At 39.7% G+C, this 12,528-nt stretch carries 13 protein-coding genes and 1 pseudogene; 7 read left to right on the top strand and 7 right to left on the bottom strand.

Features of this window, described 5'->3' with window-relative positions:
• Nucleotides 1-31 precede the first annotated feature (31 nt).
• Nucleotides 32-2,131 (top strand): TonB-dependent siderophore receptor, encoded by a 2,100-nt coding sequence (locus tag FTU77_RS02490; protein ID WP_180054470.1) that lies wholly within the window; start codon nt 32-34, stop codon nt 2,129-2,131.
• Between the two features lie 88 nt (nt 2,132-2,219).
• On the opposite strand, the gene FTU77_RS02495 is transcribed toward FTU77_RS02490, so the two are convergent.
• Nucleotides 2,220-2,495, bottom strand: coding sequence for a hypothetical protein (locus tag FTU77_RS02495; protein WP_078193570.1), 276 nt, complete (start codon nt 2,493-2,495; stop codon nt 2,220-2,222).
• Between the two features lie 417 nt (nt 2,496-2,912).
• Here FTU77_RS02495 and FTU77_RS02500 point away from each other — a divergent pair, with 417 nt between their 5' ends.
• Nucleotides 2,913-3,620 carry a glutamine amidotransferase gene (locus FTU77_RS02500; protein WP_180054473.1) on the top strand — a complete coding sequence of 236 codons (708 nt, stop codon included), beginning with the start codon at nt 2,913-2,915 and terminating at the stop codon, nt 3,618-3,620.
• A 66-nt stretch (nt 3,621-3,686) separates the two neighbouring features.
• Nucleotides 3,687-4,316 (top strand): LysE family transporter, encoded by a 630-nt coding sequence (locus tag FTU77_RS02505; protein ID WP_180054476.1) that lies wholly within the window; start codon nt 3,687-3,689, stop codon nt 4,314-4,316.
• Between the two features lie 81 nt (nt 4,317-4,397).
• Here FTU77_RS02505 and FTU77_RS02510 read toward each other — a convergent pair whose 3' ends face one another.
• Nucleotides 4,398-4,994, bottom strand: coding sequence for a YceI family protein (locus FTU77_RS02510; RefSeq protein ID WP_078188771.1), 597 nt, complete (start codon nt 4,992-4,994; stop codon nt 4,398-4,400).
• 294 nt (nt 4,995-5,288) lie between these two features.
• Between FTU77_RS02510 and FTU77_RS15925 the strand changes: the two genes are divergently transcribed.
• Nucleotides 5,289-5,804: a nuclear transport factor 2 family protein gene (locus FTU77_RS15925; protein WP_257223563.1), complete on the top strand. Its 516-nt coding sequence runs from the start codon at nt 5,289-5,291 to the stop codon at nt 5,802-5,804.
• Nucleotides 5,805-5,856: 52 nt separating this feature from the next.
• Here the strand turns inward: FTU77_RS15925 and FTU77_RS02520 are convergent, their stop codons facing one another.
• The 5 genes and pseudogenes from FTU77_RS02520 to FTU77_RS16135 form a co-directional block, all read right to left on the bottom strand.
• Nucleotides 5,857-6,306, bottom strand: a complete 450-nt coding sequence (locus tag FTU77_RS02520; RefSeq protein ID WP_180054478.1) for an N-acetyltransferase — start codon at nt 6,304-6,306, stop codon at nt 5,857-5,859.
• Nucleotides 6,307-6,487: 181 nt separating this feature from the next.
• Nucleotides 6,488-6,703 (bottom strand): hypothetical protein, encoded by a 216-nt coding sequence (locus FTU77_RS02525; protein WP_078188774.1) that lies wholly within the window; start codon nt 6,701-6,703, stop codon nt 6,488-6,490.
• 182 nt (nt 6,704-6,885) lie between these two features.
• Nucleotides 6,886-8,874: a transketolase gene (tkt, locus tag FTU77_RS02530; RefSeq protein ID WP_180027051.1), complete on the bottom strand. Its 1,989-nt coding sequence runs from the start codon at nt 8,872-8,874 to the stop codon at nt 6,886-6,888.
• Between the two features lie 463 nt (nt 8,875-9,337).
• The gene (locus tag FTU77_RS02535; RefSeq protein ID WP_373683988.1) at nt 9,338-9,652 is read right to left on the bottom strand and encodes a pilin; all 315 of its coding nucleotides are present in this window, start codon (nt 9,650-9,652) and stop codon (nt 9,338-9,340) included.
• A 14-nt stretch (nt 9,653-9,666) separates the two neighbouring features.
• A pseudogene (locus FTU77_RS16135) lies at nt 9,667-9,763 on the bottom strand (prepilin-type N-terminal cleavage/methylation domain-containing protein); the annotation flags it as partial.
• A 444-nt stretch (nt 9,764-10,207) separates the two neighbouring features.
• Between FTU77_RS16135 and metK the strand changes: the two are divergent.
• The 3 genes from metK to FTU77_RS02550 all read left to right on the top strand — a co-directional run bounded on the left by metK (nt 10,208) and on the right by FTU77_RS02550 (nt 12,480).
• Complete coding sequence (metK, locus tag FTU77_RS02540; protein WP_078188779.1) at nt 10,208-11,374, top strand: methionine adenosyltransferase; 1,167 nt, start codon at nt 10,208-10,210, stop codon at nt 11,372-11,374.
• 169 nt (nt 11,375-11,543) lie between these two features.
• Complete coding sequence (locus FTU77_RS02545) at nt 11,544-11,984, top strand: SMI1/KNR4 family protein (RefSeq protein ID WP_180054480.1); 441 nt, start codon at nt 11,544-11,546, stop codon at nt 11,982-11,984.
• A 151-nt stretch (nt 11,985-12,135) separates the two neighbouring features.
• Complete coding sequence (locus FTU77_RS02550) at nt 12,136-12,480, top strand: hypothetical protein (protein ID WP_078188782.1); 345 nt, start codon at nt 12,136-12,138, stop codon at nt 12,478-12,480.
• The last annotated feature ends 48 nt before the right edge of the window (nt 12,481-12,528 follow it).

The following is a 12,528-nucleotide window of genomic DNA, read 5'->3' on the forward strand; positions in this document are numbered from 1 at the left end:
TTTGCCAAAATTACATTTGGACAACCAAATAATGCATGGCGCGCACACCACACTCAAACTGACCAGCTTAAGTTACGCATTGCTTACAATCTCAACATCAATTTGGGCCGCAGATACTGTTCAAAATCCCCAAGAAACTGCAGCAGTTCAGCAAATGGAAGCTTTAACATTTGAAGTTCCAACAGCAAGCACTAAGCCCAAAGACCCAGATATCAGTGCTGTCGCAAAAACTATTATAAGCCGTGATGAAATGTTGAAATTTGGCGATCAGTCCATCAATGATGCGCTGCGCCGTGCTGCAGGGTTTCAACTGCCTGGTGCTGGCGGTGGTCCACGTGGTGGTGCAGGTGCTGGCGGCATGCGCTTTCGTGGTGGTGGCGCACCCGTGTTCTTAATCAATGGTGAACCTGTACAAGGTGGTCCTCGTGGTGGCATGTCAGTTGTTGATAGCATTACACCGGAAATGATCGAACGCCTTGAAATCACCAAACAACCAAGTGTCGCTCAAGGCTCGGTTGCTTCTTCCGCAGTCATCAATATTATTTTAAAAGAACCATTGAATGGCACGCGTTTGAGCGGATCTGTACGTGCTGGTTATGGCCTAACCAAATCAAATACACGTGAAGAAGAACGCACCAATTTAAACTTTCAAATGGATGGTCGATCAGACCCTTGGATCTATAGTTTATCTGGGAGCCAAATGTGGAATGATTCAGATACACTCACCCGTACACAAGATGCAACAGGAACGAAAACTCAAAAACGCATCACCAATCGCACATCGCAAATGCTCACCCCACGTGTTGAATATCAACTTGATGATCAACAAAAATTGGTCGCTGAAATGTTTTATCGCAACAATGAAAGCGAAGGCACAAGTGGCTCCCAAGTCCAAAAAGATAAAAATGACAGCATACGACTCAACACACGATATGAGCGTAAAGACCAAGGCAATTCAGACAAAATTCGCTTATCAATCGAGCAGCAAAATGAAACGGAATTAACAGAGTATAGAAATTCTCAATCATATATTGATGAACAAATTAATGAATATGGCTTAGGCTACGACGGTGTCCGCAAGTTCGACTCAAAACGCCAAATAAAATTTGGTACTGATCTACGTAGCAATGAACTTGAAAGCAATATTGCAGAGACCTTGGATGAACAATTGTATGCTTCCTATGTTGAAGGAAGTTGGAAATATACGCCGCGCCAAACCTTAATTCTAGGTGTACGCCAAGAGTGGATTGATCGTTCAGGTTTAGTGGATTATCAAGATCAGCATTTGAGTCCAGTATTAGCGCACCGTTTTGACTTTAATGACCAATGGTCACTCCAAACCAATTTGAGTCAGGCTTTTAAAAACCCACGTAGTAATCAATTGATGCCGACTGTTTCAGTTTCTACAGATAGTGATGCAGGGACACTAAACAACCCTGACCGTGGTGGTAATCCTGACCTAAGACCAGAAACTATTAATGCTTACGAAACAACCTTAGGCTATAACACCCCTGCTGGCGGCGTAAATATCACTGCTTATTATCGAGAAATTAACGACTATATCGAAAAATCAATTCAGTCAGAAAATGCTACAGGCGGTCGTTGCGAAACAGGAAATACCGATTGCCGTTTTGTCGAACGCCCATATAACCAAGACAGTGCAACTACTTATGGTGTGGAAATTGCTGGACGCTATGCACTGAAGCAAACGGAGAATGGTCATTCATTTATGTTGAATGCTCAGCTTTCAACTGTACGTGCAAAAATTGAAGAAACTGACGGCCCTGATCGTTTGGCAAGCGATGTTGCACCTTATACCGCAAGTGCTGGCTTATCTTATAACTATCAACCGTGGCGTATTGCAACAAGTGTGAACCTCAATTACACCCCTAAATATACACGTGCGCTGAGTAACGAACCGTACAATCGCACCAGCAATGAACGTGTTAACATGGATGTGAGTTTTACTAAACGCTTTGATCAAAATTGGTCTGCATCGGTCAATGCACGTAATATTCTCAGCTCAGATTATAAAGAAGTGTTAAAAGAACAAAGTTCTGGCGCGCTATACCAATCTCGTATTAATGAAGCAATTCCAAGCTTTATGTTTACCTTAGAAAAGAAATTCTAAACCGTTTCTAATAGACTTCTAAGAGATTTAGACTAATAAAACCGATATGAACAACGTATCGGTTTTTTTATGCGTACACGACCGCAAACTAGCGCTCAATTGCCTTCAGCATTTTCGCAATTTTTAGGGTATGTTCCTTCTGCCCTTTTTTCTCTAAGACTTTTTGCTCAACCCACCATAAATATTCAAAAATTTCTGATTCACTTGAATCCTCTTGAATTAATTTAAAAATGTTGGGCAAATAATCATCATATTCATCACGTAAAGCAGGAATACGGCGAATCCCTAACGGGTCCCATTCCTTTAATAAAATTTTATGTATCGCATGCAAGAGACTGGCATCTCGATTATGTTTTGACTGCATACAAGTTCCCTGGCTTATATTTTTTTACTTTTAAAATCAGTTATCTAATTATGTGATGATATTAAAAGAAAAATGAACTGTTGTTTGTCGAAGATTTCATCATACGCATCTCTAAACGCTTTTCCATTGGTTTTTCATCTTTTTTTTATATTAAACCAAAGCTTTATCTAAATTTCATGCACTTTTTCTCATAAATTTTGCCAATAAAGCCTTGCGGGATCCCTTAATTCACAGCACCAAAGTTTTAAATGCTAAGTTCTATCGTCGAACATAATCACTCAAAGAAAAAACAATCCGCTTCAACCAACTTCTATATTTATTTCTTTTCGAAATTGTGAAAAATTTACAGTTTTCCTTTTTATTCTCCGAAAATTCAAGCTACATTCTATTTTGAAATCTTAATCCTGAAAAATTCCTATGAGTACTGCATTAAACGAAACCATCTACGTCATTCAACACCTTGCATTTGAAGATTTGGGTTCATTGGAAGATGTATTTTACCAACTGGGTTATCGGGTGAGATACTTCGAAGCTGGAGTCGATGACCTGAGTAAAGCTATGCAACATACAGGGCTTACCATCATTTTGGGTGGCCCGATCGGAGTCTATGAAACTGATGACTACCCATTCCTACAAAAAGAAATAGACTTACTTAAAGTACGTTTAGAGAGTAACTTACCGACTTTAGGCATTTGCTTAGGTGCTCAGCTTATTGCGTATGCATTGGGCGCTAAAGTTTATGCAGGTCATAGCAAAGAAATCGGTTGGAGTTCCCTAGCGCTTGAAGCCATTACTCACAATATTTTAGCGCCATTAGATCAAGTACCGGTACTGCATTGGCATGGCGATACCTTTGATTTACCTGCAAATGCACAGCTACTCGCCAGCTCGGCAATTTATCCAAATCAAGCGTTTAGCTATGGGCCCAATATTTTAGCCCTACAGTTTCATATTGAAGCAGAAACACAGGCCATGGAAAAATGGCTAATTGGGCATACATGTGAACTACATAAAGCACAAATTAACATCCCAAATTTACGCATGGAAAGCCAACAACAAGCACCTCATTTAGAACGTGTTGCTCCCCTTATTTTGCAACAATTTTTACAACAGCTTGAGCTTTAAAATAGCTATTAATTTAATGCTAAATGGCTTATAACGATTGCACTTTAAAACGTATAAGCCATTAGAATGACTCCCTTACTCAGCATTGCACTCATCCACTTTTTTGCTCTCATCAGCCCAGGCCCTGACTTCTTTTTTGTCACTCAAAGTGCTATTCGACAATCTAGATCACATGCATTATTTGCCGCATTAGGCATATCGCTTAGTATTTTAGTTTGGTCAATTTGTGCAATAAGTGGCTTACATTTTCTATTTCAAAAAATGGCTTGGTTACAACAATGCCTCATGATTTTGGGCGGCCTGTATCTTTTATATTTAGGCTCTCAGTTATTAAAGTCTGCATGGAGTAAAGACCTCGGCACAATAACGAAACCAACCGAGCAAGCTGTACAGAAAAAATCGCCTTTTACGCTGTTATTCCAAGGTTTCTTGACCAATATGGCCAATCCTAAAGCATTGGTTTATTTCAGTAGTGTATTTTCCATTGGAATCAGTGCAAAGGTCAGTATTTTTGATCAAAGCTCTTTATTGGCTTTAGTCTTTATTGAAAGTTTGATTTGGTTTGCATTGGTTGCGGTCTTATTCTCAGCACCTAAAATGACCCATTACTATCAAAAATTTAGTAAAAAAATTGACGCCATTACCGGTGGAATTTTCATCAGTTTTGGCTGCCTATTGCTGCTCAATCGCGATTGACCACTCATCAAATACTCATCTACGAGACATAAAAAAGCACCCAAATGGGTGCTTTCCTAACTTAGCTGAGGAAGCTAAATCTTATTTCGCTGCTGCCTTTGCTGTAGACACAGCCGCTTCAGTCGTAATATTTACCGTAATTTTGTCGCCTACATTTGGTACATATGCACCGACACCAAATGCTGAACGATCAAAAGAAGTCGTTGCATTAAAACCAATCGTTTCCGCCTTAGTCATTGGGTGAACGGCTTGCTTGTTCAATACAGCATCCAATACCACTGGTTTAGTCACATTTTTAACTGTTAAATCACCCGTGATTTTGTATTTAGTTTTGCTGATCGCTTGAACTTTTGTACTTTTAAACGTGATATTTGGATATTTTTCAGCATCAAAGAAATCAGCTGTTTTTAAATGATCATCTAATGCTTTGACATTGGTATTTAAGCTCGATAATGGAATCGTCACATTCACAGACGAATTTGCAGGTTTTGCATTATCGACATTGATTGTCCCTTGAATGTCACTAAAGTTTGCAGAAGGCGTTGAGAAACCAAAATGATTCCAAGTAAATACTGTTGCGGTATGAGTAGGATCAATTTGATAGGCAACAGGTTTTGCCATAGAAATTGTTGTAACTGATGCTACCGCCAAACCGATTGTTAATGCTTTAAAGTTCATGTTTTTATCTCACTTTCGAATACCATTAAGTCTATAGATTTTTAGCCGTATTACAGCTTTAAAGATAAAACGTTTTGTTGCATGTTTAGAACGATAGTTTTGTAAAATCTGTAGCAGCATCTACAACCACTCTCAATTATTAAATTTTCCATATATTTCAAATAATTATTCTTTTCAAGCTACTCCCCGACGATTTATCCTAAATTTAGGAAACATCAACCTATCTGAGTCGTAGGTTTTCTAAACAAATCCACTTAAGATTTTTAGACATCATAAAAATCTGAGTACCCAAAAATGACAGAACAATCGCTGGCTATTGAAAAAGCCTTAAACACTAAAACTCCCAAAGATGTCGTTTTGGCATTTCTTATGAATACTTCAAAAGAACTCGTCGAAAATGCAACTCAGCTGCTGGTTGCAGAAGACGCGGCGTATGTTTCCTTAAACTTCAGCAACCCAGAACTTAAACAAATTGAGCCGTGGGCTGGGTCTGGAACAGGTAGAGACATTTATATATATACCTTTGCCAATGTCGGCACTTACTGGAATATCGATGAATTTCAAATCACGGATATGATCGCTGAAGATGAAACTGTAGCTGTATTTGGTCAATTCACCTACACCTCAGTCTATGCAAAAAATACTTTCACCTCGCCTTTTTCAATTAAAGCCAAAGTTCAAAACGGTTTAATCAGCTTTTTCCAATTTATGGAAGATACCTATGCCTCAGCCTCATCGTTCCGCGTAGGTGGAGAATGGATCATTCAGCAAGATGCTGACCCGGCTAAAAACTTTAAAGTTTCAGCTTAATACTGAGATGCGCAAAAGCTGTTGTTGATTTGGAATGGCCTTTTACATTGAGTTAATGACAGCGGTATTGGATAAATCCGGTTTTTTTCGCGATTTGATCATACAGCTTTTGCGCAGTTTCATTGTCCTGATGCGTCAGCCAATACACACGGTCACACTGCCGCTGATCACAATATTCTTTCACTTTGGCGATCAGCGCCTTGCCAATGCCCTGCCCGCGATAATCCTCAAGGGTATATAAGTCCTGCAAATAGGCATAAGGCTGCAATGTCCAGCAGCTCTCATGTTCAATGACATGCACGATCCCAACCACTTGATGATCAATCACAGCTGCAAAGCCATACATATGTTCGCAGTCAGCAGCATGTAACCTGTGCCATGTACGCTCAGTCACTGCATCCGCCACCTGACTTTTATAAAATTCTAAATACAGCTCCCAGAGCGGCTGCCATTGGTTTTTTGATATTTCTGTTAAATTTTTAATTTGTATTTGCACGTTCAATGTCTTTTTTAAATGATCACTGGATTTTTATAACTGAAATAAAGCTTTTTGTGTTGAAAACACTGTATTTTATGCGCTCTTTTTAAACATGATGAGTCTTGAAAGAACGTTTTCTTATCTGTTTTATAAATACGATAGGCAAATAAAAAGCCCGAACAATCGGACTTTTTAACCATTCAGCTTATAGCTTTTCAACCAAGATCCGATCTACCTGCTTTAAACCTGTATGCTTTTCATGGTTCTTACGGCGAATCTTAATCACTTTGTCTTCTTGCAAATCTTGCAGCATCAATTCTACTGCAACCATGGCTTCAAGCTCTAAGTCTGTGCCAATCCATTTCTGTTCACCAGCATCCATCAGTACAATTTCATCATTTATCTGATCATAAAGGCTCATCGTTTCCTCACTTGGGGCAACATTGCACCCGTGGCTGAATACTGCATGAATGAATTAATTTTAAACCAATGCTTTAATTCATTCGTTACAAATCGTTATTTCACAATTTAAAATAAATTTAATCTCTGCAATAAAAAACGCCCCTTCTCTGGGGCGTCTTTATTACGGTTAATCTTTACAGATTAAGCGGTAATTTCTTTCACTGCAGCAACAACAGCATCAGCAGTAATACCAAAGTGTTGATACAAGTCTTTTGCTGGAGCAGATTCACCGTAAGTCGTCATACCGATTACACGACCATCAAGACCAACAAATTTCCACCAGTAGTCCACATGCGCAGCTTCAACAGCAACACGCGCACGGATCGCAGCAGGAAGAACCGCTTCACGGTAAGCAGCGTCTTGTTTTACGAATTCTTCAGCACATGGCATAGAAACAACACGTACGCCTTCAAGCTGTGCGTAAGCATCCATTGCCAATGAAACTTCTGAACCAGTCGCAATGATGATTGCTTTCAATTCGCCTTTTTCTTTTGCAAGTACATAACCGCCTTTCGCAACGTCAGCAATTTGATCTGCTGTACGAGTTTGGAATGGCAAGTTTTGACGAGAGAAGATTAACGCTGTAGGGCCTTCGCTACGTAACAATGCAGATTTCCAAGAAATAGACGCTTCTACAGTGTCACATGGACGCCAAGTGTTTAGGTTTGGTGTTCCGCGTAAAGATGCAATTTGCTCTACAGGTTGGTGTGTAGGACCATCTTCACCTAGACCAATTGAGTCATGGGTATACACATGAATTACACGCTGTTTCATCAATGCAGACATACGTACTGCATTACGCGCATATTCCATGAACATCAGGAATGTTGCTACATAAGGAACGAAACCGCCATGCAGCGCTACACCGTTCGCAATTGCAGTCATACCGAATTCACGTACACCGTAATGAACGTAGTTACCCGCTGGGTTAGATTCAACGCCTTCTGCGCCTTTCCATAAAGTCAGGTTAGAACCTGCAAGGTCAGCAGAACCACCTAGAATTTCTGGAAGCTGTGGTGCAAATGCTTGAATGGCATTTTGGCTCGCTTTACGAGTAGCGATTGTTTCAGCTTTTGCATTTACTTCTGCAATATAAGCATCCGCTTTTACAGCGAAGTCAGCAGGTAATTCACCAGAAAGACGACGTTTGAGTTCAGCCGCTTCTGTTGGATATTTAGCAGCATAAGCCGCAAATGTGTCGTTCCAAGCAGATTCAGAAGTAGTACCTTTCGCTTTTGCATCCCAAGCTGCATATACATCAGCAGGAATTTCGAATGGACCTTCTGTCCAGCCCAAAGCTTCACGAGTTAAAGCGATTTCATCATTACCAAGCGGCGCACCGTGGCAATCTTCTTTACCTTGTTTGTTTGGCGAACCTAAACCAATAATGGTTTTACAGATAATTAAAGTTGGTTTGGTAGTTTCAGCTTTTGCTTCAACAGTTGCTGCGCGGATTGCGTCTGCATCATGACCATCAACTTTAAGCACTTGCCAACCGTATGCCAAGAAACGCTGTTCTGTGTCGTCAGAGAACCAACCTTCCACTTCACCGTCAATTGAGATGCCGTTGTCATCGTAGTAAACAACCAATTTACCTAGACCCAAAGTACCAGCCAATGAACATGCTTCGTGAGAAACACCTTCCATTAAACAGCCGTCGCCCAAGAAACAGTATGTGTTGTGGTCTACAACTGTGATGTCTTCTTTATTGAATTGAGCCGCTAAAGTTTTTTCAGCAAGTGCAAAACCTACAGCGTTTGCAATACCTTGACCCAATGGACCCGTGGTTGTTTCGATACCCGGTGCATAGCCCAATTCTGGGTGACCTGGAGTTTTAGAATGCAATTGACGGAAAGATTTTAAATCTTCAATAGACAGGTCATAACCTGTTAAGTGCAATAACGCATATTGCAACATAGAGCCATGGCCGTTTGACAATACGAAACGGTCACGGTTTGCCCATTGTGGGTTTGCAGGGTTGTGGTTGAGGAATTCACGCCATACCACATCAGCAATATCTGCCATCCCCATTGGAGCACCTGGATGTCCTGAATTTGCTTTTTGCACAGCATCCATTGCCAATACACGAATTGCGTTTGCAATACGACGTTCGTTAAGCGGGGTTGTCATAGGTCAGAGTCCAAACAAATGGTTTAAAAGAGTAAGATGAATAAGAATTCAAAGATGTGCATATTGTCTTAAAAAAAGCGGAATGGGTAAAGCCTCAGGGGCAAATTTTCGCTAATTATTCCTGCACCACCTGTATTTTGGGCGCTTATTGCTCAATTTCAAGCCTATGCATGTCGTTTATTTTGTATACAGTGACGCTTTTATATGGCGAATCAATGACAACGCAATGCATATTTAGAGTTTGGTGGTGAAAGCAAACGCTCTGTAATTGATAAAAGTCCGATACATCGAAAGGCAATTGCAAATAAAAGTGGTAGTCAAAGCTTGTCTAAATAAATGACCATTTGAAATATGAAATACTTTCAATAATTAAACCCACTATGGTTTGGGTAACTCAAACGTCGTACTCATCCCTATGAAATCAGCACTTATCCAATATACTCACGGTTTCACATTCAATACTTTAGATCCCACGACATGTAGCAGGTAAATTTCGCTGCGAAATATCATCCGATTGACAATTCCAAGCACCATTTAAACCATCTGGAATACTAAAATAGATCTGCTTTGAGCGAAGAGCAAAATTGACATCTGTTGATTTAAACGTAAAAACCACTGAACACGTTCCTGCCACATCAGTAATTTCACTACTCGCAATATACTTGGTACTGATACTTTCATTCAGCGCTGTATTCAAATCTACACAGTTTTGTTCCTCTGAATAATTTTCAATCAGTTTTAATTTATAGGGTGAAATCATTGTTAATACTTCAGCCACTTGCGCCCGAGCGACATAGCCATTGTAAGATACAGTAGCAATTGCAGCCAAAATACCGATGATTGCCACCACGATCATAATTTCAATGAGTGTAAAACCAGACTGTTTCATTACGTTTCCCCATTCAACGTAATGACAAATAGGCAATTTGCATACCAAGTCTCAAAAGCCCGCATTTATTGTGTTTTATTTTTCAAATTAAACGATTAATTGTCATGAACAGTCATATTCTGACAGTTCATGACATTCATCATTGATAAATCACAGGATACTGATTTGATTTTTTCTTATAATTGATTCACTTAAAAAGCCAATTTAGGCATTTTAACGCCTAATCACATTGTTGCTTGTACCAAAGCCCAATATCTCTGTTTTATCTCATCATAAAAAATTAAAATGAGAAATCCATAGCTCATATCAATTTTTTAGATGCCTATATCAATTAAAAAGTCATTGAAATGAATTAATTTCATCCAATTTGGTCATGTTAAGCTAGTCCTAAACGCTTTCTCGATGTAACATATTGCGTCTTTAAATTTAACTGTGATAGGACTTATGCGCGAGTACGCTGTATTTACCTCGGAATCTGTAAGCGAAGGCCATCCGGATAAAATGGCTGACCAAATCAGTGATGCTATTTTGGATGCAATCTTAAAAGAAGACCCATATGCACGGGTTGCTTGTGAAACGCTTGTAAAAACGGGTGCGGTTGTACTTGCCGGTGAAATCACAACAACTGCAAATGTTGACTTTGAAGCGATTGTTCGTAATACCGTAAATGGTATCGGATACCATCATTCAGATCTTGGCTTTGATGGTTCAACTTGTGCCGTGATCAACATGATCGGTAAACAATCACCTGAAATTGCTCAGGGTGTTGACCGTCAAAAACCAGAAGATCAAGGTGCGGGCGACCAAGGCTTAATGTTTGGTTATGCAAGCCGTGAAACTGATGTGCTTATGCCAGCACCGATTTCATATGCGCATCGCTTAATGGAAAAACAAGCTGAACTACGTAAACAAGGCAAACTTGCTTGGTTACGTCCCGATGCAAAAAGCCAAGTAACATTTGCTTATGAAAACGGCATGCCAGTTCGCTTAGACGCAGTTGTACTTTCGACTCAGCACGATCCCAAAATTACTCAAGCTCAATTGAAAGAAGCGGTAATTGAAGAAATCGTGAAAAAAGTGATTCCTGCTGAAATGTTCCATGCAGACACTAAATTCCACATCAACCCAACAGGTATGTTCGTCATTGGCGGCCCTGTAGGCGACTGTGGTTTAACAGGCCGTAAAATCATTGTAGATACTTACGGTGGTATGGCTCGTCACGGTGGTGGTGCGTTCTCTGGTAAAGATCCATCAAAAGTGGACCGTTCTGCTGCTTATGCAGGCCGTTATGTTGCTAAAAACATTGTGGCTGCCGGCCTAGCTGACAAATGTGAAATTCAAGTGTCATATGCGATTGGTGTTGCAGAACCAACATCTATCTCGATCAACACATTCAATACTGCAAAAGTATCTGAAGATTTGATTATTGCACTTGTACGTGAACACTTTGACTTACGTCCATACGGTATTACTCGTATGTTGAACTTAATCCAACCGATGTACCAACAAACTGCTGCGTATGGTCACTTTGGTCGTGAAGGTTCTGATACCGCATTTACATGGGAAAAAACTGACAAAGTGGAAGCGCTTAAAGCATCTGCTGGTCTTTAATCTTAATAGATTAATTTCTCAAAAAAGCCTGCATTGATTGCAGGCTTTTTTATGCCCCATATGTCCATAACTAAAACATCTAGGATAAAAATAACGAGTGTAAAAAATATTGACTAAAATTTACGCCTAGCCTATTCATATAACACCAAAATAATTTAAGAACAACATCATGCCCTTTCCATTAGACTTAAAATTTATTACTGCAACTGAAGAACAATTAGGATTTAAGTTTCCAGAAAAATATAAAGCCAAAATGCAAATTGAAAATGGTGGCGAATTCGGCATTAGCTTTTCTAGTGCGGATGAATTTAAAGATGGTGATGACATCGAAGCTTGGTGGCTTTTTCCCTTCCAAGACACCAGCGATGTGAAAAGAATAAAACGTACAACGAATCATCTAGCCGCAGAACATCAATCCATAAGTAAAATTGAAGACTTCCCTGAAAACAGTATTGCAATTGCACATAACGGCGATGGCGATTATTTATTGATGCGTACGGTAGACGATACACAATTGGGGGAAGAAATATATTTATGGCGCCATGAAGACAGTGAATTTATCTATCTACTTGTGACTTCAATTGAAGAATTATTTAGTCAAAACCCTTAACGCCATAAGCAGATATAAAGCCTTTTAAACTACAAAATATGCTGGATAAAATTACACTAAATCAACAATTTTTGATCGATTTTTGAATATTTTTTCAGCTAATATAAATTCAGCCCATGCTACGGGCATAACAAAAAAAGGAAAGATCAAAATGAATAAATTACTTGTTGCTTTAGGTTTGGCTGCAACTGTTGCACTTGTTGGCTGTAATAAAGACAAAGCGCCAGAAACAGGTGCAACAACTGGTGAACACCTAGAAAACGCTGCTGACCAAGCAGGCCATGACATTGCTGATGCAACTTCAGAAGCGGCAACTGCGACAGCTACTGCTGTAGATAATGCTGCAACTGCAACTGCGACAGCAGCTGACAATGCTGCAGAAAATGCTGAAGCTGCTGCACACAATGCAAAAGAAGCAGCTAAAGACGCGACTGCTGCAACTGCAGGTGCTGTTGAGCAAGGTGCAGCAAACGTGAAAGAAAAAGCTCAACAATAAGCATTCTTAAAAAAAAGCACCTTCGGGTGCTTTTTTTATATCTGTATT

The sequence above is a fragment of the Acinetobacter sp. YH12142 genome (assembly GCF_013418435.1).
Taxonomy (GTDB): Bacteria; Pseudomonadota; Gammaproteobacteria; order Pseudomonadales; family Moraxellaceae; genus Acinetobacter; species Acinetobacter amyesii.